The organism is Pseudomonas sp. B7(2017), from assembly GCF_002112745.1.
GTDB lineage: Bacteria > Pseudomonadota > Gammaproteobacteria > Pseudomonadales > Pseudomonadaceae > Aquipseudomonas > Aquipseudomonas ekonensis.
On sequence record NZ_NEIP01000003.1, the window covers coordinates 532,462 to 554,178 of the forward strand.

The 21,717-nt window shown below is 66.2% G+C and carries 20 protein-coding genes; 8 read left to right on the forward strand and 12 right to left on the reverse strand.

Annotated elements, in window-relative coordinates; translation table 11 throughout:
- Window positions 1-7 precede the first annotated feature (7 nt).
- Window positions 8-1,714 (reverse strand): ShlB/FhaC/HecB family hemolysin secretion/activation protein, encoded by a 1,707-nt coding sequence (locus tag CAG29_RS08725; RefSeq protein WP_085694252.1) that lies wholly within the window; start codon window positions 1,712-1,714, stop codon window positions 8-10.
- A gap of 311 nt (window positions 1,715-2,025) precedes the next feature.
- On the opposite strand from CAG29_RS08725, the gene CAG29_RS08730 reads away from it, so the two are divergent.
- Window positions 2,026-2,844, forward strand: a complete 819-nt coding sequence (locus CAG29_RS08730) for an alpha/beta fold hydrolase (RefSeq protein WP_085586500.1) — start codon at window positions 2,026-2,028, stop codon at window positions 2,842-2,844.
- Window positions 2,845-2,907: 63 nt separating this feature from the next.
- Here the strand turns inward: CAG29_RS08730 and CAG29_RS08735 are convergent, their stop codons facing one another.
- The 9 genes from CAG29_RS08735 to CAG29_RS08775 form a co-directional block, all read right to left on the reverse strand.
- Window positions 2,908-3,891, reverse strand: a complete 984-nt coding sequence (locus CAG29_RS08735) for a GlxA family transcriptional regulator (RefSeq protein ID WP_085586498.1) — start codon at window positions 3,889-3,891, stop codon at window positions 2,908-2,910.
- Between the two features lie 109 nt (window positions 3,892-4,000).
- Window positions 4,001-4,927 carry a catechol 1,2-dioxygenase gene (gene catA, locus CAG29_RS08740; protein ID WP_085586496.1) on the reverse strand — a complete coding sequence of 309 codons (927 nt, stop codon included), beginning with the start codon at window positions 4,925-4,927 and terminating at the stop codon, window positions 4,001-4,003.
- 174 nt (window positions 4,928-5,101) lie between these two features.
- Complete coding sequence (gene catC / locus CAG29_RS08745) at window positions 5,102-5,392, reverse strand: muconolactone Delta-isomerase (protein WP_085586494.1); 291 nt, start codon at window positions 5,390-5,392, stop codon at window positions 5,102-5,104.
- 18 nt (window positions 5,393-5,410) lie between these two features.
- Complete coding sequence (locus CAG29_RS08750) at window positions 5,411-6,532, reverse strand: muconate cycloisomerase family protein (protein ID WP_085586492.1); 1,122 nt, start codon at window positions 6,530-6,532, stop codon at window positions 5,411-5,413.
- A 22-nt stretch (window positions 6,533-6,554) separates the two neighbouring features.
- Window positions 6,555-7,316 (reverse strand): 1,6-dihydroxycyclohexa-2,4-diene-1-carboxylate dehydrogenase, encoded by a 762-nt coding sequence (locus CAG29_RS08755; protein ID WP_085586512.1) that lies wholly within the window; start codon window positions 7,314-7,316, stop codon window positions 6,555-6,557.
- A 38-nt stretch (window positions 7,317-7,354) separates the two neighbouring features.
- Entirely contained in the window at window positions 7,355-8,368 is a 1,014-nt protein-coding gene (gene benC / locus CAG29_RS08760; protein WP_085586490.1) for a benzoate 1,2-dioxygenase electron transfer component BenC, read from the reverse strand.
- 57 nt (window positions 8,369-8,425) lie between these two features.
- Window positions 8,426-8,914, reverse strand: coding sequence for a benzoate 1,2-dioxygenase small subunit (benB, locus tag CAG29_RS08765; protein WP_085586488.1), 489 nt, complete (start codon window positions 8,912-8,914; stop codon window positions 8,426-8,428).
- Window positions 8,911-10,269, reverse strand: a complete 1,359-nt coding sequence (gene benA / locus CAG29_RS08770) for a benzoate 1,2-dioxygenase large subunit (RefSeq protein ID WP_085586510.1) — start codon at window positions 10,267-10,269, stop codon at window positions 8,911-8,913. The genes benB and benA overlap by 4 nt, the downstream gene beginning before the upstream one ends.
- 135 nt (window positions 10,270-10,404) lie before the next feature.
- Entirely contained in the window at window positions 10,405-11,361 is a 957-nt protein-coding gene (locus CAG29_RS08775) for an AraC family transcriptional regulator (protein ID WP_085586486.1), read from the reverse strand.
- A gap of 273 nt (window positions 11,362-11,634) precedes the next feature.
- On the opposite strand from CAG29_RS08775, the gene CAG29_RS08780 reads away from it, so the two are divergent.
- From CAG29_RS08780 to CAG29_RS08800, 5 genes are all read left to right on the forward strand, one after another.
- Window positions 11,635-12,939, forward strand: coding sequence for an NAD(P)/FAD-dependent oxidoreductase (locus tag CAG29_RS08780; RefSeq protein WP_085586484.1), 1,305 nt, complete (start codon window positions 11,635-11,637; stop codon window positions 12,937-12,939).
- A gap of 58 nt (window positions 12,940-12,997) precedes the next feature.
- Window positions 12,998-13,414 (forward strand): RidA family protein, encoded by a 417-nt coding sequence (locus CAG29_RS08785; RefSeq protein WP_085586482.1) that lies wholly within the window; start codon window positions 12,998-13,000, stop codon window positions 13,412-13,414.
- A gap of 82 nt (window positions 13,415-13,496) precedes the next feature.
- Entirely contained in the window at window positions 13,497-14,174 is a 678-nt protein-coding gene (locus CAG29_RS08790) for a DUF1028 domain-containing protein (protein ID WP_085694254.1), read from the forward strand.
- Complete coding sequence (gene argE / locus CAG29_RS08795) at window positions 14,171-15,322, forward strand: acetylornithine deacetylase (protein ID WP_085694256.1); 1,152 nt, start codon at window positions 14,171-14,173, stop codon at window positions 15,320-15,322. The genes CAG29_RS08790 and argE overlap by 4 nt, the downstream gene beginning before the upstream one ends.
- Before the next feature lie 251 nt (window positions 15,323-15,573).
- The gene (locus CAG29_RS08800; protein ID WP_085586476.1) at window positions 15,574-16,989 is read left to right on the forward strand and encodes a cytosine permease; all 1,416 of its coding nucleotides are present in this window, start codon (window positions 15,574-15,576) and stop codon (window positions 16,987-16,989) included.
- Window positions 16,990-17,091: 102 nt separating this feature from the next.
- On the opposite strand, the gene CAG29_RS08805 is transcribed toward CAG29_RS08800, so the two are convergent.
- Entirely contained in the window at window positions 17,092-17,754 is a 663-nt protein-coding gene (locus CAG29_RS08805; RefSeq protein ID WP_085633284.1) for a M24 family metallopeptidase, read from the reverse strand.
- A 149-nt stretch (window positions 17,755-17,903) separates the two neighbouring features.
- On the opposite strand from CAG29_RS08805, the gene CAG29_RS08810 reads away from it, so the two are divergent.
- Window positions 17,904-19,109: a hypothetical protein gene (locus tag CAG29_RS08810; RefSeq protein WP_085586471.1), complete on the forward strand. Its 1,206-nt coding sequence runs from the start codon at window positions 17,904-17,906 to the stop codon at window positions 19,107-19,109.
- Here CAG29_RS08810 and CAG29_RS08815 read toward each other — a convergent pair.
- The gene (locus tag CAG29_RS08815; RefSeq protein WP_085633356.1) at window positions 19,106-19,993 is read right to left on the reverse strand and encodes a LysR family transcriptional regulator; all 888 of its coding nucleotides are present in this window, start codon (window positions 19,991-19,993) and stop codon (window positions 19,106-19,108) included. The two genes, CAG29_RS08810 and CAG29_RS08815, sit on opposite strands and share 4 nt — an antisense overlap.
- A gap of 103 nt (window positions 19,994-20,096) precedes the next feature.
- On the opposite strand from CAG29_RS08815, the gene CAG29_RS08820 reads away from it, so the two are divergent.
- Window positions 20,097-21,488: an aldehyde dehydrogenase family protein gene (locus tag CAG29_RS08820; protein ID WP_085656743.1), complete on the forward strand. Its 1,392-nt coding sequence runs from the start codon at window positions 20,097-20,099 to the stop codon at window positions 21,486-21,488.
- Window positions 21,489-21,717 lie beyond the last annotated feature (229 nt).

Here is a 21,717-nt window from a genome sequence, read left to right on the forward strand (position 1 = left end):
GCAAATATCAGATGAAGAAGTCCAGGCGGAACCAGATCGGCGCTTCGCGCTCGGGCAGCGCGTCCGGGCGTTCCAGGGAATGGGCGAAGGTCACCGTCGCGGCGACGTGCTGGCCACGGGCGAACAGCTCCAGCGAGTTGCTCGACATGCGGCCGTGCTGGTCGCCGTTGTAGCGGTCGCGCCGGATCACGCCTTGGTCGTAGCCGAGGCTGGTGCCGTATTCGGCGAACACCGGGCGCAGCCATTCGACGTCGACCGGCCGCGTCCAGCGCAGGTCGTTGCGCCAGTAGCCGCCGCTGTCGCCGGACAGCGACTGATCCTTATAGCCGCGGATCGACGACAGCCCGCCGAGGCTGGTGCGCTGCGGGCTGAACAGCACGTCTTCGCTGCGCTGGCCGGTCATCAGGCTGCTGAAGCTGAGGGACTCGCCCCACAGCTTGAACGGCTGCAGGTAGCTTAGGGTCGCGGTGTACTTGCGGTAGCGGGCGTCCGGCTCGCCGGGGCCCGGGTCGTGGCTGCCTTGGGCGTCGAAGGCGCCGATGCCCTGCTGCACGCCCGCGTCGAAGTTGACGAAGGCGCCGCCGATCCGCCGGCCGTGGTTGAAGCCCAGTTGCGCCTCGCTGATGCGGTTGCTGCTCAGGCGCAGCTTGCTGTCTTCGATGAAGTTGTTGCTGCGCAGGTAAGACAGGCCGCCGCTGAGGGAAGTCTTGCTCACCGAATCGCGGTGGATCACCCGCTCGGCGTGCAACTGATGGTTTTCGCTGTCGCCGGTCTGCTTGAAGTTGTAGCCGTTGGCGGCGATCTGCGAGCGGTACTCGCTCTGGCTGTAGGTGTAGCTGAAGTTCCACCAGCCCCACGGCACGCTGTAGGACAGCATGGCGTTGTTGGAGGTGTGCTGGTGGTCGGTCATCGCGTCGTGGCCGCCGCGCAGCGACAGCTGATCGGCCAGGCCCAGGGGGCTGTCCCAGTCGAAGGTGGTGCCCCACTGCTGCTCGCCAGTGCTGCGCTGGCCCTCGTTGCTGCGCGACAGCCCCGCCCGCCACGGCTTCTGCGGCGTGTTGGTGACCAGCACCTCGCTGCCGCCGACGCTCTTGCCCGGCGCTAGCTCCATCTTGGCCTGGTTGGACGGCAGGCGGTTGAGCTGGTCGACCATCTGCTCGATCTCGCGCAGATTGACCAGCTCGCCGCTCTTGCCGGGAAACGCCATGGCCAGCTCGCGTTCCGAGAGCCGGCTGTTCTCGGCGCCCTTCAGGCCTTCGAGGCGGCCCTCGACCACCAGCACCTTCAAGTGCCCGCCGGACAGGTCCTGCTGCGGCAGGTAGGCGCGGCTGGTCACCAGGCCCTTCTCGATGTAGCGGTCGGTGATGACCTTGAGCAGCTCGTTGAGCTGCGGCACGCCCAGGCACTGCCCGATGTAAGGCTTGAGCAGCCCGGCCTTCTCGCCCTCGGACAGGCTGTCGGCGCCCTTGAGCTCGATGTCGTCGATCTGAAAGCAGCGGGTGTCGGCGGGCGCGGCGGGCTTGGCCGGTTCGGCCGCCTTGCCCGGCAGGTCCTTGAGCTCCTCCAGGCGCCGCTGCTGCTCTTCGAGCAGGCGGTTCTGGCGGTCGCGGATCAGGTCGGTGTCGCCGGGGGTGGGCGCTGCATGAGCGAGATTCAGCGCAGAAAGGCACAGCAACGCTACGCCCAGTCTCGCCGCGAGGGCAGATGGGTACATGTTCGATCCCTCGAGACGGAGAATGATATCAAAATGGTGGCGCATCATAAGGAGCCACTATTCTGGCGTCAATTAATCGATTCACCGCCTCAGTGTCGCCGACGAACGGTTGCGGCGAAATCGTCCGACTCCGACAGGGATGCAGGATGTTTCCCGGATAGAACGGGGAAAAACGGTCCCTCGGGACTGCGAATTTTCCGGCGAGGAGCCTTCCCGCCGGAAACTTAGCACCTGCGTACAAGAAGCCGCCGCGCTTTGCGTGGATAGTGATCGCTGCCTTCATCCCCTCCCCTCGAACACAAGGAGTTTCCATGAGCACGTTCCTGACCCAAGACGGCACCGAGATCTACTACAAGGACTGGGGCAGCGGCCGGCCCGTCCTGTTCAGCCATGGCTGGCCGCTGGACGCCGACATGTGGGAATACCAGATGGAGTACCTGAGCAGCCGCGGCTACCGCACGATCGCGTTCGACCGCCGTGGCTTCGGCCGGTCCGACCAGCCGTGGAACGGCTACGACTACGACACCTTCGCCGACGACATCGCGCAGTTGATCAACCACCTGGACCTGCGTGACGTGACCCTGGTCGGCTTCTCCATGGGTGGCGGCGACGTCAGCCGCTACCTCGCCCGCCATGGCAGCGCGCGGGTGTCCGGGCTGGTGCTGCTCGGCGCGGTGACGCCGCTGTTCGGCCAGAAGCCTGACTTCGCCGCCGGCGTCGGCAAGCCGGTGTTCGACGGGATCAAGGCCGGCCTGCTGAAGGACCGTGCGCAGTTCATCGCCGATTTCGCCGCGCCGTTCTACGGCACCAACAAGGGCCAGACGGTCTCCGACGGCGTGCTGACCCAGACCCTCAACATCGCGTTGCTGGCCTCGCTCAAAGGCACCGTGGATTGCGTCACCGCGTTCTCGGAAACCGACTTCCGTCCGGACATGGCCAAGATCGATGTGCCGACCCTGGTGATCCACGGCGACGACGACCAGATCGTGCCGTTCGAGACCACCGGCAAACTGGCCGCCGAGCAGATCAAGGGCGCCGAACTGAAAGTCTATGCCGGCGCGCCCCACGGCTTTGCGGTGACCCACGCCCAAGCGCTGAACGAAGACCTGCTGGCGTTCCTCAACCGCTGAGTGCGGTCTGCGACTGATCCGTTTTCCTTCCTTTTCGGCCGGGTGCTCCCGGCCTTTTTTTGCCTACTTGACCAGGCGCTTTTCCTTGGACGGCCGGTAGCCGAAGAACGCGCTGTAGCATTTGCTGAAATGGCTCGGCGACACGAAACCGCAGGCCACCAACACTTCCATCTGCGACAGCTCCGTGTGCTGCAGCAGACGCCGGGCCTCGGTGATGCGCAGTTCCAGGTAATAGCGCTGCGGGGTGGTGCCCAGTTGCTCCTTGAACAGGCGTTCGAGCTGGCGCCGCGATCGTCCCGCGTAGGCCGCCAGTTGCTCCAGCTCCAGCGGTTCCTCCAGGTTGGCGTCCATCAGCTTGACCACTTCGCGCAGGGGCGCGCTGACGCAGATGTTCTCGCTCGGCTTGATCCGCCGGTAACGGGATTCCTCGAACGCGAGGATGTCTTCGATGCCCTCGACCAGCGCCTTGCCGTGCAAGCCCTTGATCCAGTCCAGCGCCATGTGGAACGCGCCGGAGGGGCTGGAGGCCGTGAGGCGGTCGCGGTCGATCACGTAGGGTTCGCTGCTGACCTGGGTCGCCTTGCTGATTTCCGCCAGCGCCGGGCGGTGTTCCGGGTGGATGGCGCAGCGGTAGCCGTCCAGCACCCCGGCCTTGCCGAGGAACCACGCGCCGTTCCACAGCCCGGCCAGCACCACCCCTTGGGCGGCGGCGGACTTGATCAGCTGGATGAGTTCTTCGCCGGCCTTGAGTTCGGTGCGGTAGCCGCCGCAGATCACCAACAGGTCCAGCGCCTGGATCGACGAGGCGTCCAGACGCTCGTCCGGGCGGATCACCAGGCCCAGGTCGCTGATCACTTCGCCGTCGCTCAGGCCGAACGTGCGGGACGAAAACAGGCCGGGGCGCAGCAGGTTGGTGGTGACGATCGTGTCCAGCGTCTGGGTGAACGCCGGCAGGGAGAAATGCTCCAGCAACAGAAAACCCGTGCGGAGCCGGGAGACCGGCCCGTCCGGGTTTTCGTTGAGGTAGCGGAGGTTCTTGCCTTTCATGCCTCCGCTGAAGTGGCGACGCTCGATCAATTTGCGGTCCGCTCTGTGACATGGATGCACCCATGCTACCTGTCGGACGGGCGCGAACCTAGCGCCGCATCGAACGCGATCAGGCTTCCTGCAATGCCCGCGGACGGGCGCTGCGCCGTTCGGCCGCCGCATCGGTGGCCGGCTGCAACCGGAAGTCGAAGTTCAGCTCGGCGTAACGCCCCGCCACGCCCCGGGCGCCGTCCTCGCGGTACGTCACTTCGCCGACCAGGCCTTCGCGGGTGGCGTAGGCGAAGTCGTCCCACAGGTAGCGGTCCCCGGCGAGGTTGATCTGGGTGGTCAGGTGCCGGTGGCCCGGTGCCGAGATGAAGAAATGCACGTGGGCCGGACGCTGGCCGTGACGGCCGAGCAGGTTCAGGCATTCCTGGGTCGGGCCTCGGGGATCGCAGCCGTAGCCCGACGGCACGATGCTGCGGGCGCGGTAGCGGCCCTGGGCGTCGGTGACGATGCGTCGGCGCAGGTTGAACTCGGACTGACTCGGGTCGAAGAACGAGTAGGTGCCTCGGGTATTGGCGTGCCACAGGTCGACGGTGGCGCCGGCCAGCGGCTCGCCGTGCAGGTCGAACACCCGGCCTTCGAGGAACATCACCGTGGCGCTGCCCTCCTCGCTGCCGTCGTCCATCCGGCAGGTGCCTTCGCACAGCGGCGCACCCGCCACGTACAGCGGCCCTTCGATGGTGCGCGGCGTGCCGCCGGTCTGGCCGGCCTGGGCGTCCTTGGCGTCTTGCAGCAGGTCGAGGAAATGCTCGATGCCGAGCCCCGCCACCAGCAGCCCGGCCTCGGAGCGGTCGCCGAGGCGGTTGAGGTAGTCGACGGCTTTCCAGAATTCGGCGTCGGTGATGTCCAGGTCTTCGATCAGCCGGGCGGCGTCCTGGAGCACGCGCAGGACGATGGTCTTCAAACGGGTGCTGCCAAGGTCGTTGGAGAAGCCGGCGGCCTCTTCGAAGAACGCTTGCAGCTCGGCGGTGTGGGCAATCTTCACGGTCATGGGGTTCACCTCATTTTGTTGTTGTGCGGGTCGCAAAAGTCCCGGAGCAGTGCACCGCCCCCTGTGGGAGCGGGCTTGCCCGCGATGGCGGCGTGTCAGTCGAAGTATTCGTCACAGGTCCACCGCAATCGCGGGCAAGCCCGCTCCCACAGGGGGGAACTGGTGCGCTCAGGGTCAGCGGTCGTCCTCGTGGATCGACGACGGATGGCGGCAGAGCCCGTCGATCTCGATGTCCATGTAAGGGAACAGCGGCAGGCGCATCAGGGTGTCGTGCAGCGCCTCGACGCTGGGCACGTCGAATACGCTGTAGTTGGCGTAGTGCCCGGCGATGCGCCACAGGTGCCGCCACAGGCCTTCGCGCTGCAGGCGCTGGGCCAGCTCCTTTTCGTCGGCCTTGAGCCGCGCGGCGACGGCCGGATCCATGTCGGCGGGCAGTTTCACGGTCATCTTTACGTGGAACAGCATGGTGCTCTCTCCTTCGGTTCAGGCACGGCGGAACCGCGCCAGGCGCGCTTCGTCCAGCGTCAGGCCCAGGCCCGGCGTGCGGGGAATGTGCAGGTGGAAATCGCGGTACTGCGGCGCTTCGGTGACGATGTCTTCGGTCAGCAGCAACGGGCCGAACAGCTCGGTGCCCCAGGTCAGCTGCCGCAGGGTGAGGAACGCGTGGGCCGAGGTCAGGGTGCCGACCGAACCTTCGAGCATGGTGCCGCCGTACAGGGCGATGCCGCAGGCCTCGGCGATCTGCGCGGTGCGCAACACCGCGCGGGGACCACCGTTCTTGGCGATCTTCAAGGCGAACACGCTGGCTGCGCCGTCTGCGGCGAGGCTGAAGGCGTCCTCGACGCTTTCGATGGATTCGTCGGCCATGACCGGCGCCGGGCTGCGCTGGTTGAGGCGCACCTGGCCTGCGCGGTTGACCCGCGAGATCGGCTGTTCGATCAGGTCGATGCCGTTGTCGCCGAGCACCCGACAGCCACGGATCGCCTGGGACTCGTCCCAGTACTGGTTGACATCGACCCGCACGCTGGCGCGGTCGCCCAGGGCCCGCTTGATCGCCACCGCATGGGCCAGGTCCTGCTCCAGCGGGTTGGCGCCGATCTTCAGCTTGAAGATGCGGTGCCGGCGCGCCTCCAGCATCTGCTCGGCTTCGGCGATGTCCCGGGCGGTGTCGCCGCTGGCCAGTGTCCAGGCCACTTCCAGGCTGTCGCGCACCCGGCCGCCGAGCAGTTCGCTGACCGGCAGGCCCAAGCGCTTGCCCTGGGCGTCGAGCAAGGCGCTTTCGATGCCGGACTTGGCGAAGGTGTTGCCCTTGGCGACTTTGTCCAGGGTCTGCATGGCGGCGTTGATGTTGCAGGCGTCCAGGCCGGTCAGGGCCGGCGCCAGGTGCGCGTCGATGTTGGCCTTGATGCTTTCCGGGCTCTCGTTGCCGTAGGCCAGACCGCCGATGGTGGTGGCCTCGCCGATGCCCTCGATGCCGTCGCTGCAACGCAGGCGCAGGATCACCAGGGTCTGGTTCTGCATCGTGTGCATCGCCAGTTTGTGCGGGCGGATGGTCGGCAGGTCGACGATCACCGCCGTCAGGCTTTCGATCAGGATTGGGTTCATTTCAATGTCCGTTTCAACGTGTTCAACCGAGGTCGCCGCCACCGACCGGCAGGGTCACGCCGGTGATGTAGGAGGCCTCGTCGGAGGCGAGGAACAGGATCGCGCCGACCTGTTCGTCGAGGGTGCCGTAGCGTTTCATCAGGCTGCTGTCGAGGGTCTGCGCGACGATCTCCTGATACCAGGCCTGCTCCTGCGCCGACTGCTGCGCGGCGTTGCGCGGGATGCGCCGCGGCGGCGCCTCGGTGCCGCCGGGGGCGGTGGCGTTGACGCGAATGCCGCGCTCGGCGTTCTCGAACGCCAGGCACGCGGTGAGCGCATTGATGCCGCCCTTGGCCGCGCCGTAGGGCACGCGGTTCACGCTGCGGGTGGCGATCGACGACACGTTGACGATGGCGCCCCGCCCCTGCTTGAGCATGTGGGGCAACGCCGCGTGGCAGCACCACAGGGTCGGGAACAGCGAGCGGCGCACTTCGGCTTCGATCTGCGCGGTTTCGTAGTGCTCGAACGGCTTGGCCCAAATCGTGCCGCCGACGTTGTTGACCAGGATGTCGAGACGCCCGAAGGCATCGATGGCGGCGGCCATCGCCCGGGCGCAATCGGCGTATTGCTCAAGGTCGGCGGTCAGCGTCAGGACGTGCCCGCCCTGCAATTCATGGACCAACTCCGAACGGTCGACGGCCACCACCCGGGCGCCCTCCTCCAGCAAGCGCTCGCACACCCGGCGACCGATGCCTTGCGCGGCGCCGGTGACCAGCGCGACTTTGTCGGCGAATCTGTTGTTCATGGTGTTCTCCAGCATCAGGCTCAGGTTCGGCGCAGGGCTCAGGCCGCCGCGGCGGCGAACTTCTCGTAGTAGAAATTGGCCGGGGTGATGCCCTGCTCGCGGATGTGTTGGCTGACCGCCTCGACCATCGGCGGCGGGCCGCACAGGTACACGTCGACGTCGCCATCGTTGAGGTGGCGCGGTTGGATGTGCTGGGTGACGTAGCCCTTGAGTGGGTGCCGGCTCTCGGGGCTGGCCACGCAGGCGCCGTAGCTGAAGCCGGGAATGCGCGCGGCGAAGGCGTCGAGGCGGTCGAGCTCGACCAGGTCGAAGTCATGGGTGACGCCGTAGATCAGGTGCACCGGGTAGGCGCTGCCCTCCTCGGCGATCCGCTCCAGCATCGCCGTGAACGGCGCCAGCCCCGTGCCGCCGGCCAACAGCAGCAGCGGCCGCTTGATCTCGCGCAGGTAAAAACTGCCCAGCGGGCCTGCCAGGGTCATGCTGTCGCCGGCCTTGGCCAGCCCGGTGAGAAAGCGGCTCATCAGACCGCCGGGCACATTGCGGATCAGGAAGCTGACTTCACCGTCCTTCGGCAACGAGCTGAAGGAATAGGCCCGGCTCTGGTCGCTGCCCGGCACTTGCAGGTTGACGTACTGGCCCGGCAGGAACGCCAGCCGGCTCAGGGACTCGCCCTTGACCGACAAGGCGATGGTGCTCTCGGAGAGCTGGCGCACATCGCTGATCGCCGCCTCAAAGCTGGCCTGCCCGGTCTTGCAGACCTGGGAGCCGACCGGCACCCGCACCACGCAATCGCTTTCGGCGCGCATCTGGCAGGTGAGCACGTAGCCCTGGGCGAGTTCATCCTCGCTCAGCGCGTCCTCGATGAAGTTGTCGCCCAGGGCGTAACGCCCGGATTCGGCGAAGCACTTGCAGGTGCCGCAAGCGCCGTCGCGGCAGTCCAGCGGGATGTTGATGCCCTGGCGGTACGCCGCGTCGGCGACGGTTTCCTGGCCGTCGGCCTCGATGAAGCGGGTCACCCCGTCCTCGAAATTCAATGCGATGCGAAAACCCATGTTGCACCTCGCTCACGGCGCCGGTCCGGCCAACGGCCAAGGCCCGCGCCGTCTCGGTCAGATGTGGTAGATGTCGATGACCTGACGGACGTAATCGTTTTTCAGCACGACCTTCTTGGCCTTGATCAGCGGCTGCTCGCCGCGCAGGTCGAGGGTGTAGAAACTGGTGCCGAAATAGCTGTCGGTGACCTGGTAGCGAAAGCTCAGGGTGTGCCAGTTGAAGCGCACCCGGCACTGGCCTTCGCCCTGCTCGACGATCTCGATGTTGCTCAGGTTGTGGGAGGTGCGGGTGTCGGGAACGGTGGCGCTGGAGCGCTCGGTCTTGATCCGGAACACCCGGTCTTCGAGGCCGCCGCGGTTGCCGTACCAGATCAGCGAGATCTCGCTCTGCGGGTCTTGGGTGAGCGTGTCGTTGTCGTCCCAGGCCGGCATCCAGAAGCTGGCGTCGGCGGCGTAGAGCTCAAGCCAACGGTCCCACTCGGCGTCGTCCAGATAACGGACCTCGCGGTAGAGGAAATCGCGCACGGTGTCGTAGAGGCTGTTCATGGCACGGCCTCCACAGGGATCAGCTGCGGTTCGGCGGACACGGCCTTGAGCATCGTTTCCTGCCAATACTTGTGCTGCAGCACGAACAGGCCTTCGTCCTCGGTGCGCACCCCGGACAGCAGCGGCTTGAGGCCGATCTCTTCGGCGGCGGCATCCGCGCCGTCGACCCAATGGGCCGCCCCGCGGGACATGTCGTTCCAGCCGCGCCCGGCGCCGTAGCCGGTCTGGCAGGAACGGAACTCTTCCAGGTCGTCCGGCGTGGCCATGCCGCTGACGTTGAAGAAGTCCTCGTACTGGCGGATGCGCTTGGCCCGGGCCTCGGCGCTCTCGCCTTTGGGGGCGATGCAATAGATGGTGATCTCGGTCTTGTCCACGGCGATCGGCCGGGCGATGCGGATCTGCGAACTGAACTGATCCATCAGGTACACGTTGGGGTACAGGCACAGGTTGCGCGAATTCTCGATCATCCAGTCGGCGCGGGCCTGGCCGAAGTCCCGGGCCAGTTCGTCGCGGCGCTCATAGGCCGGACGGTCCTCGGGGTTGGCCCAGCGGGTCCAGAGCAGCAGGTGGCCGTGGTCGAAGGAGTAGAAGCCACCGCCCTTCTTCGCCCAGCTGCCGGCGCTCATGGTCTTGATCTCTTCGCCGGCCTCGCGCTGCTGGCGCTGGTTCTGGGTGGCGGCGTAGTTCCAGTGCACGGAGCTGACGTGGTAGCCGTCGGCGCCGTTTTCGGCGGTGAGTTTCCAGTTGCCTTCGTAGATGTAGGAGCTGGAGCCGCGCAGCACTTCCAGGCCCTCGGGGGACTGGTCGACGATCATGTCGATGATCCGCGCCGACTCGCCCAGGTGTTCGGCGAGGGGCTTCACGTCGGGGTTGAGGCTGCCGAACAGGAAGCCGCGGTAGGACTCGAAGCGCGCCACCCGGGTCAGGTCGTGGGAGCCTTCGCAGTTGAAGCCTTCGGGGTAGCCCGCCTCGGCGGGATCCTTGACCTTGAGCAGCTTGCCGCTGTTGTTGAACGTCCAGCCGTGGAACGGGCAGGTGTAGCTGGAGCGGTTGCCGGACTTGTGCCGGCAGAGCATGGCGCCGCGGTGGCTGCAGGCATTGAGGAAGGCGTTGAGCACGCCGTCCTTGTTGCGCGCGATGAAGACCGGCTGACGGCCCATGGTGAGCGTCAGGTAATCGTTGTGGCGGGGGATCTGGCTTTCGTGGGCCAGGTAGATCCAGTTGCCTTCGAAGATGTGCGCCATTTCCAGCTCGAACAGCCGCGGATCGGTGAACATCTCCCGCTTGCAGCGGTAGGCACCCTGCTCCTTGTCTTCTTCGAGCAAGGCAGTGAGGTAGTCGATTCCCAGGGACATGGCCAGGGCCTCCATTGTTATTGTTCAGGCCAGGTCAGGTTAGGGAGGCGACGGCGGGCGCAATAGCCGATTCCTGCACATCGCTATCCGTTTTGCGCAGGACGGCGCGGCAGGTGTTTCAGAGGGTGCGGGGACTCAGTGGCGGCGCTTGAAGGTGTGGGACGGCAGCTCGCCGAACTGCTGGCGGTAGCTGTCGGAGAAGCGGCCCAGGTGCAGGAAACCGTAGTCGAGCGCCAGTTCGGTGAGGTTGCGCACCGGGCAACTCGGGTCGGTGAGGCAGGCGTGGATGCGCGCCAGTTTGCGCTGGCGGATGTGCTGCATCGGCGTGACGCCCAACTGGCGTTCGAACAGCGCGTACAGCGAACGCGGGCTCATGCACGCCTGCGCGGCCAGGCTTTCGGCGCTCAGGTCCTGCTTGAGGTTGCGTTCGATGAACTCCAGGATCCGCTCCAGGCTGGCCGACGGCGCGCTCAAGGATTCGCGGCTGACATTGGTGTCGAGCAGCGACAGCAGCTTGCTGCCGATGATCTGCACATAGTGCTCCTGCACCCGCAGCAGCGGATCGCTGGCTTCGGCTTCCTGGCAGATCATGCCGAGCAACGGCGTGAAGCCTTCCAGGTCGTCGAGTCGGTAATGGTTGCGCCGGAAGCGGATGCCGCCGGACGGACGCAGCCAGCGCTGCTCGTCGCACACCGACTCCAGCACGCTGACCGGCACCTTGAGGATGAATTTCTCGCAGTCGTCGGAATACGTGAGATCGACCGGATCGTCCGGGTTGATCAGCAGCAGCTCGCCCGGCACCAGATGCTGCTCGCGCTTGTGCCCGCGCCACAGGCAGTTGCCCTGCAGCAGCACTTGCAGGTGGTAGACCGTTTCCAGCGCCAGGGAGGTGACCCGTACGCTGCCGCCGTAGCTGATGCGGCACAGGTCCAGGTCGGCGAACTTGCGGTGGTTGAGGCTGGCCTGGGGATGGGCGGTCTTGGCGAGGCCGATGAGGTGCTGACCGACGTGCCGGTTGACGTAGTCGGACACGGCATACGGGTCAGCGTGGTGAAACACGCTGCTGCGCTCGCTCAGCAGGCGGCTGTCCATGGAGGGCACTCGTTCTTGTCAGGTTTTCACGGATGCCGTCCACAGTACGCCGGCGTGGCGGCAGCGACAATCGGCGGCCCGTCGAACGGTCGATCACCGAACACTTTCGGCGTTTCGGGCCGTGGCGGGCGAGCGGCTGCATCAGCAATTTATGCTCAGATCCCAGCTTAATAATATTTTACCGATGGGCACCCCGACCCTAGTCTGATCCCAAGCACAGAGAGCAGGCCGCACGCCGCCTGAATCCAATTGCCTCGTGAAAAGGGATGAGAGATGACCACTGAAACAATAAAAACAGACACGCTTGTCGTCGGTGCCGGTCAAGCGGGTGTGGCCATGAGCGAACACCTGGGCAAGCTCGGCATCCCGCACCTGGTGCTGGAGCGCAGCCGCATCGCCGAACGCTGGCGCACCGGGCGCTGGGACTCGCTGGTGGCCAACGGCCCGGCCTGGCACGACCGCTTTCCGGGGATGGAATTCGACGATGTGGATCCTGACGGTTTCGCCCACAAGGATCGCGTGGCGGATTACTTCGAGGCCTATGCGAAAAAATTCAACGCGCCGATCCGCACCGGCGTCGAGGTCAAGAGCGTGGTGCGCAATGTCGGGCGTCCGGGCTTCACCGTCGAGACCTCCGAGGGCGTGATCGAGGCCGCCCGCGTGGTGGCCGCCACCGGCCCGTTCCAGCGCCCGGTGATCCCGCCGATCGCCCCGCAGGACCCACGCCTGCAGCAGATCCACTCGGCCGACTACCGCAACCCGCAGCAACTGCCGGACGGCGCGGTGCTGGTGGTCGGCGCAGGTTCCTCGGGGGTGCAGATCGCCGATGAGCTGCAGCGTTCGGGCCGGCAGGTGTTCCTGTCGGTCGGCGCCCACGACCGCCCGCCCCGGGCCTACCGCAACCGTGATTTCTGCTGGTGGCTGGGCGTGCTCGGCGAATGGGATCAGGCCGCCATGAAACCGGGCCGCGAGCACGTGACGATTGCCGTAAGCGGCGCCCACGGCGGGCGCACCATCGACTTCCGGGGCCTGGCCCACCGTGGCATGACCCTGGTGGGCGTGACCGAGTCGTTCAAGGACGGCGTGGTGACGTTCAGGCAGGATCTGGCGGACAACCTCAAGCGCGGCGACGAGAACTACCTGGCGCTGCTCGACGCCGCCGACGCCTACATCGAACGCAACGGCCTGGATTTGCCGCCGGAGCCCGAGGCCCGGGAAACCTATCCGGATCCCGAGTGCGTGAAGCACCCGCTGGCGAACCTGGACCTGGCCGCCGCCGGCGTCACCTCGATCATCTGGGCCACCGGGTTCGCCGTGGACTACTCGTGGCTGAAGGTCGGCGCGTTCGACGACAAGGGCAAGCCGCAGCACCAGCGCGGGGTGTCCAGCGAACCGGGCGTGTATTTCCTCGGCCTGCCGTGGCAGTCCCGGCGCGGCTCTTCGTTCATCTGGGGCGTGTGGCACGACGCCAAGCACGTGGCCGACCACATCGCCACCCAGCGCAAGTACCTGGCCTACCGCGACGCCGACCAGCGCGCGGCGGCCCCCCGCAAGAACACCGACACCGTCGACGCTTGACCTTGCCTTCGCATCCCGGCGCCCGTCGCGCCGGGCCCCTTTTCGTCAGGAGTTTCACATGGCCCAGCCCACCCACACCCGCATCCGCATGTTCAACACCAAGGACACCTACCCCAACCAGACCCTGGACAACGACCTGTGCCAGGCCGTGCGCGCCGGCAACACCGTGTACGTGCGCGGCCAGGTCGGCACCGACTTCGACGGCAACCTGATCGGCCTCGGCGACCCGCGCGCCCAGGCCGAGCAGGCGATGCGCAACGTCAAGCAACTGCTCGAAGAGGCCGGCAGCGACCTGAGCCACATCGTCAAGACCACCACCTACCTGATCGACCCGCGCTACCGCGAGCCGGTGTACCAGGAAGTCGGCAAGTGGCTCAAGGGCGTGTTCCCGATCTCCACCGGGCTGGTGGTGTCGGCGCTGGGGCAGCCGCAGTGGCTGATGGAGATCGACGTGGTGGCGGTGATCCCCGAGTAAGACGACAGACCGCCACCGCTGAACCCTGCGGGAGCGGGTTTGCCTGCCCCCCCCGCTCTCAAGTCGAACAGGAGTTAGAGACATGACATTTTCCATCGCCGCCCGCTGCCCGGAGACCGGCCAGTTCGGCATCGCCATCAGCTCGTCGAGCATCGCCGTCGGCGCCCGCTGCCCCTGGCTGCTGCCGGGCGTGGGCGCGGTATCGACCCAGAACATCACCCTGCCGTCCCTGGGCCCTGAAGTCCTCGCGCTGATGGAACAGGGGCTGATGCCGGACGCCGCGCTGGACAAGGCGCTGACCCGCAACGGCTACAGCCAGTACCGCCAGATCACCGCGATCAACCACCTCGGACAGACCGCCCACTTCAGCGGCGGGCAGACCCTGGGCACCCACAACGCCGTGGCGGGCGAGCAATGCGTGGCCGCCGGCAACATGCTCGCCGGCCCCTCGGTGATCGAAGCCATGGTGCGGGCGTTCGAGGACGGCGAAGGCCAGTTGGCCGACCGGCTGATCGGCGCGCTGCAGGCCGGCCAGGCCCTGGGCGGCGAAGCGGGTCCGGTGCATTCGGCGGCGGTCGTTGTGGTCGGCGAACTGACCTGGCCCATCGTCAACCTGCGAGTGGACTGGGCCGACGAAGACCCCATCGGCCAGTTGCAGAACCTGTGGGAGGCCTATCGCCCGCAGCTGCAGGACTACATCGACCGCGCCCTGGATCCTGCGAAGGCGCCGGGCTACGGCGTGGCCGGAGACGACCGATGAGCGCCAGCGCCGAGTTGCTGGCGACGCTGGTGGGGTTCGACACCACCAGCCGCGAATCCAACCTGCAACTGATCGGCTTCGTGCGCGATTACCTGGCGCGCTTCGACGTGCCCTGCGAGCTGGTCTACAACGACGAGCGCAGCAAGGCCAACCTGTTCGCCACGGTCGGGCCTTGTGACCGACCGGGGATCGTACTGTCGGGGCACACCGACGTGGTGCCCGCCGACGGCCAGCCCTGGACGGTGCCGCCGTTCGAGCTGACCCGGCGCGACGGCAAGCTCTACGGGCGCGGTACCGCTGACATGAAAGGCTACATCGCCTGCGTGCTGGCGCTGGTGCCGTCGCTGGTCGAGGCGCCGCTGAGCAAACCGGTGCACATCGCCCTGTCCTACGACGAAGAGGTCGGCTGCCTCGGCGTGCGCTCGCTGCTCAAGGTGCTGGAGCGACGCCCGGTCAAACCGCTGCTGTGCATCATCGGCGAACCCACCGAGCTCAAACCGGTGCTCGGCCACAAGGGCAAACTGGCGATGCGCTGCGATGTCCACGGCCACGCCTGCCATTCGGCCTACGCGCCGCAGGGGGTGAACGCCATCGAGTGCGCGGCCGAGCTGATCGGCGAACTGGGGCGCATCGGCCAGGGGCTCAAGGCGCCTGAGCACAACGACCCGCGTTTCGACCCGCCCTTCTCCACGGTGCAGACCGGGGTGATCAGCGGCGGCAAGGCACTGAACATCGTCCCCGCCGACTGCCGCTTCGATTTCGAGATCCGCGCCCTGCCCTCGCAGGATCCGGCCGAGGTCGCCTCGCAGCTCAAGGCCTACGCCGAACGGCAGGTGCTGCCCCGCATGCGGGCGGTCAGCGCGCAGAGCGACATCCGCTTCAGCGAGCTGTCGGCCTATCCGGGCCTGGCCACCGACGCGCAGAGCCAGGCCGCGCAACTGATCGCCGCGTTCTGCGGCTCTGGGGACTTCGGCACGGTGGCGTTCGGCACCGAGGGCGGCCTGTTCGACGCGGTCGGGATCCCCACCGTGGTGTGCGGCCCCGGCAGCATGGATCAGGGGCACAAGCCGGACGAGTTCGTCAGCCTCGCGCAGCTCGACGCCTGCGACGCGATGCTGCAACGGATGCTGGCCTCCCTGCGCGGCTGAACCGCGTGACGCACAAGCGACAGCCGCCTCCGCCCGGGGCCGGCTGCGTTGTCGCTTGTGCGCCTGAAAGCCCCGGCCCAGAGCCTCGTGAACCGATCTGCGGGGCCAGTTTTTTTAAGGTCTGAAGCAACAAATCTACTAATTTATCTCCCCCGCGCCATTGCACATGATCGACCCGACAAGAAATGCGCCGGCCGCGCCGTCGCTCACCGAAGTACGTCCACGTACTCGTCCTTGCCTTGGAGTTCGTCATGGCCACCTCAGCAACAACCGCCGCACCGCTCATCGAAAAGCACACCATCGGCTACGTGCCGCCGCAGGACCGCCACGGAAAGGTGCGCGACCTGTTCACTCTCTGGTTCGGCGGCAACATCGCGCCGCTGCCCATCGTCACCGGCGCCCTCGGCGTGCAGCTGTTCCACCTGAACCTGGTGTGGGGCATCGTCGCCATCCTGGTCGGCCACCTGGTGGGCGGCGTGCTGATGGCGCTGCACTCGGCCCAGGGCCCGCAGATGGGCATTCCGCAGATGATCCAGAGCCGCGCCCAGTTCGGCTCCCTCGGCGCCTTACTGGTGGTGGTGATCGCCGGCGTGATGTACATCGGCTTCTTCGCCTCCAACATCGTCCTGGCCGGCAAGTCCCTGCACGGCGTGGCCGACAGCGTGCCGGTGCCGGTCGGCATCGTGATCGGCGCCCTCGGCTCGGGCGTCATCGGCATCATCGGCTACCGCTTCATCCATGTGCTCAACCGCATCGGCACCTGGGTGCTGGGGATCGGCATCATGGTCGGCTTCGGCTATATCCTGACCCACATCCAGACCGACGACTTCCTCACCCGCGGCGGCTTCAACCTGTCCGGCTGGCTGGCCACGGTGTCGCTGGCGGCGCTGTGGCAGATCGCATTCGCGCCCTATGTGTCGGACTACTCGCGCTACCTGCCGGCCGACGTGCCGGTGGCCGCCACGTTCTGGACCACCTACCTGGGGTCGGCGCTGGGCTCCAGCCTGTCGTTCGTGTTCGGCGCCGTCGCGGTGCTGGCGACGCCGGCCGGCATGGACACCATGGACGCGGTGAAACTCGCCACCGGCGCCATCGGCCCGCTGATGCTGGTGCTGTTCCTGCTCAGCGTGATCAGCCACAACGCGCTCAACCTGTACGGCGCGGTGCTGTCGATCATCACCCTGGTGCAGACCTTCGCCTGGCGCTGGATCCCCACCGCCCGCAGCCGTGCGGTGATTTCGGTCATCGTCCTGTCGGCCTGCTGCTTCACCGCCGTCGGCGCCTCGGCGGACTTCATCGGCCACTTCGTCGACATGGTGCTGGTGCTGCTGGTGGTACTGGTGCCGTGGACGGCGATCAACCTGATCGACTTCTACGCCATCCACAAGGGCCAGTACGACATCGGCTCGATCTTCCGGGTCGACGGCGGCCGCTACGGCCGCTACAACCCCCAGGCGCTGCTGGCCTACGCCATCGGCATCGCGGTGCAGATCCCGTTCATGAACACGCCGCTGTACGTGGGCCCGGTGTCGGTGCACATCGACGGCGCGGATCTGTCGTGGCTGGTGGGGCTACTGGTGACGTCGCCGCTGTACTTCTGGCTGGCGACGCGGGACAGCGCGTACCGTCGGCGGCTGTCGGGGGCGAAGCTGGCCGGCGGCCTTTAATTCCCAGCCATGAAAAAGCCCGGTCCGACGCAGAGTCGGATCGGGCTTTTTCGCATCCGGTCAGGCCGAACGCCGGAAACAAGCGTCCTGAAGGGAGAGGGATCAGATCAGCAGATCCTCATAGAACGCTCCGTAAGGCAGCTCGGGGTGGGCGATCTGGATTTCCAGGATCCACACGCCGGGGCTTGGTGCCCCATCGAAATGGCCCAGATCGCCGCCCCGATGGATCGCGTGGGGAAAATCGCTGACCCGATGCCCCTTGATGTCCAGGTTCAGTGTCCAGCCCATGGCCTGTGCCTGATCGGCGGCGTACCGGTACAGCTCAGTGCCGGCGACGCCTTCGCGCCAGTAGGCCTCGACCCGGTCGAACAACTCCTTGGCGGCCGCGGCGCAGGCGATCATCTGCGGATCGGAGCCGGTGGTGAACGTTGCCCCGGCATCACCTTCGTGGCCCTGCCAGACCACGCCCATGTCGATGAAGAAGATGTCGTTCTCGCCCAGCACCGGGTCGCCGTCGGAGCGCTGCTTGAAGGTCTTGAGGGTGTTGACGCCGAAGCGGATCAGCAGCGGGTGCCAGATCCGCTCCATGCCCAGGTCCGCCAGGATCCGCTTGCCTTGCGCCAGCGCCTCGGACTCCGGCATGCCGGGCCTGATGATCTGCGCGATCCGGTCGACCGCCTCCCAGGTCAAGCGCTGCGCCTGCCCCATCGACTCCAGCGCAAACCGTTCGCCTACCGCTTCTTTGCCGCTCAATGCCATATCCATCGCTGACTCCCTTTGCCGGAACGCACACACCATGCGCTATATACATTTTTATATTGCGAGCATCCAAATGGAAAGGCACCGGGCCGCCTGGACGTTGAAGACAGCCTTGGCTAGAGTCAAATCCGCTCTCACCGGAAGGGAATGCGGCGATGGTCACTTTGACGAGCTACACCGACCCGACAGATGCGCTGAACGCCAAGATCATGGAATTGGCGCCCAAGGAACGGCGCGACGGAAAAAAAACCACGCTCTACTTCTCGCCCCAGCCCCAGTACAACGCACCGCCGCTGACCCTCACGGGCGGCGTCTATCCCTTCACGCCACTGGGTAGCATCGGCACTTCATCGGTCGACATCTCCGGCAAGCAATGGCTGTACATCCTCAATCAGTTCAAGAACCGGCATGGCCTGACGACCGACATCGGCAATCCTGACCGGGCCGACCAACTGGTGCTGCTCGACACGCTGGACGCCGTGAAGATCAAGGAAGCGGTCGCGCGCGACAGGCAGTTCACCGGCGGCAGCATACTCATTCCGGACGCCGCCAGCGCGTTCGGAACGACCCACGCCATCACCACCTACGCCGCCCAGCAAGTCGTCGAGCGCAGGCTCGCGTTGTGCCAGGCCCAACCCGACCAAACGGCGCTGAACTACTGGAACCTGCTGGGTTCCGACCCTGCCGCACAGGCCAAGGTCTACGACTGGCTGGGAAAATACGGCTGGGCGTCAGACAAATTCGCCAGGCATGACCAAAGATCCGGAGACAGGATCAAAAATCACCTGCAGAACCTCGAAAACTCCAACGCCCAGCATTTCGCCAGCGAAACCCGGGGCGAATACGCCGCCGCCAAACTGCTGATCACGGTTCTGGGCGAGGACTACCAGATGAAGCTGGGCAAGTCGTCGTCAGGGCGGACCAACGGGATCGACCAGATCTGGGTCAAGCGCAACCTGGTCAGCGGGGTCATCGAGCAATACATCATCGTCGAATGCAAGGGCAGCGTGGATGCCGAACTGGGTGAAGCCAGCTACGGCTGGCAGATGTCCACCGCGTGGGTGTTCCACTGCCTGATCGGCCTGCTGGGCACGAACGGCAAACTGGCCAGCACGTCGACCACCGACGTATTCGCCAAGAAGTCCATGGTGAACAAGATCCTCGATGCGATGATCAATCCGGGCCCGCCGGAGGTGAAGGGCCTGGTCATCCAGCCCATGACCAAATCGGTGATCGACGGCAGTTCGGTCGAGATGATCGACCTGGGCGCCTACGACCTGGTCGAGCAGTACAACAACGCTGTGGCTGGCCAACAAAAGTTCCAGAACGCGCCGGTGTGGACCGGCGGCCCTCTGTTCTAGCCTGCCCCGCCCGGCGGGACGTCGCCGCCCTGCGCTTGCAGAAGCTTCACGAACATCGCCAGGCTGCGCGACACCGTCCCCCGCCGCCACACCAGCCAGGTGGTCAGGTAACGGAAATCCGCGGCCAACGGCCATACGCTGACCGTCGCGGAACCGGGCATGCTCTGCAGCATGCTCAACGGCATCAAGGCCAGGCCGGCCCCGGCGCTGACGCAGGCGAGCATGCCGTGGTAGGACTCCATCTCGAAGATCTTGCCGGGCACCGCGGCGTCGGTGCTGAACCATTTCTCGAAGTGGTGGCGGTACGAGCAGTTGGCGCGGAAGGCGTAGATGCTCTCGCCGTTGACGTCCGCCGCCCGCCGGATCGGCCCGTGGTGCAACGGCGCGATCACGACCATCTCTTCTTCGAAGGCCGGTACGCCTTCCAGGGCCGGGTGCAGCACCGGGCCGTCGACGAATGCCGCCGCCAACCGGCCGGCCAGCACGCCATCGATCATTGTCCCTGAAGGCCCGGTGGACAGGTCCAGATCGACCTTGGCGTACTGCTGGTTGTAGGCCGCCAGCAACCCGGGAATGCGCACCGCCGCCGTGCTCTCCAGCGACCCCAGCGGGAACGCACCTCGGGGCTCCTCACCCGCCACGGTGGCCCGGGCTTCCTGCACCAGGTCGAGGATGCGCCGGGCGTACTCCAGGAAACTCCAGCCCGCCGGCGACAGGCGCAGACGGCTTTTCTCGCGGATGAACAGTTCGACGCCCAGATCCTCTTCGAGCTGTTTGATCCGGGTTGTCAGGTTCGACGGCACCCGATGGATCTGCGCCGCCGCAGCGCTGATGCTGCCGTGCTCGGCCACGGCCTTGAAGATTTCCAGCTGCACCAGATCCATGATCATTCTCCAATCGTGAAAGAAACGATCTTTATTATTCAGTTTCCAGAAAACGAATGCCACCCTACTCTTGGGCCCATCACTGACCTCGCAGGACGATGCCATGAGCCCGATTTCCAGCCTGACCCACGCCATTTCCGTCAACCCCGCCACGGGCGAGCAGATCGGCCACTACGCGTTCGAATCCGATGCCGCCCTCGACGCCGCCCTGACCCGCGCCGCCTTCGGTTTCGGCAAGTGGAAGCGCAAGCCGCTGCAGGACCGTTCCCGCGCCCTGACCGCCCTGGCCTGCGCCCTGCGCGACAACGCCGAAGCCATGGCCACCATGATCACCCAGGAAATGGGCAAGCCGATCGCTCAGGCCCGCGGCGAAATCGAGAAATGCGCCAAGCTCTGCGAGTGGTACGCCGAACACGGCCCGGCCATGCTCGACGCCGAGCCGACCCTGGTCGAAGGCGGCAAGGCGCGTATCGAATACCGTCCGCTGGGCCCGATCCTGGCGGTGATGCCGTGGAACTTCCCGATCTGGCAAGTGCTGCGCGGCGCGGTGCCGGCGCTGATCGCCGGCAACACCTACGTGCTCAAGCATGCGCCGAACGTGATGGGCAGCGCCTACTTGCTGCGTGATGCGTTCACCCGCGCCGGTTTCGCCGACGGTGTGTTCGAAGTCATCAACGTCACCCCTGAAGGCGTCTCCAAAGCCATCGCCGACCCGCGCATCGCTGCCGTCACCCTCACCGGCAGCGTGCGCGCCGGCATGGCCATCGGTGCCCAGGCCGGTGCCGCGCTGAAGAAATGCGTGCTGGAACTCGGCGGGTCCGATCCGTTCATCGTGCTCAACGACGCCGACCTCGACGAAGCCGTGCAGGCCGCCGTGATCGGCCGCTACCAGAACTCCGGGCAAGTGTGCGCCGCCGCCAAACGCCTGATCGTCGAAGAAGGCGTGGTGGAGGAATTCACCCGCCGGTTCGTCGAGGCCACCCGCCAACTGGTGATGGGCGATCCGCTGGCGGCCGACACCTACATCGGTCCGATGGCCCGCTTCGACCTGCGCGACGAGCTCGACGGGCAAGTGCGCGCCACCCTCGAAGAAGGCGCCACCCTGCTGCTCGGCGGCGGCAAGGCCCCAGGGGCCGGCAACTACTACGAGCCGACCGTGCTGGCCAACGTCACCGACCGCATGACCTCGTTCAGGCAGGAACTGTTCGGCCCGGTGGCGTCGATCATCACCGCCCGCGACTGCGCCCACGCCGTGGCCCTGGCCAACGACAGCGAGTTCGGCCTGACCGCGACGATCTACACCGCCAACGTCCCGCTGGCCCAGCAACTGACCAGTGAGCTGGAGACCGGCGGCGTGTTCATCAACGGCTACTCCGCCAGCGACCCCCGCGTGACCTTCGGCGGCGTGAAGAAAAGCGGGTTCGGCCGTGAGCTGTCGCACTTCGGCGTGCGCGAGTTCTGCAACGCGCAGACCGTGTGGTTGGATCGCCGCTGATCAGCGAGGTCCTCTTCGCGGGTACACCACAAAACCTGTAGGAGCTTGCCTGCAAGCGATGAGGCCGGCACTGCCGACATCTCTGCTGGCTGAGCCACCGCTATCGCTGGCAAGCCAGCTCCCACAGGTATCGCAGGTGTCCGCAGGATTCATGTACACCGCCAAAACCTGAAGGAGCTTGCCTGCAAGCGATGAGGCCGGCACTGCCGACATCTCTGCTGGCTGAGCC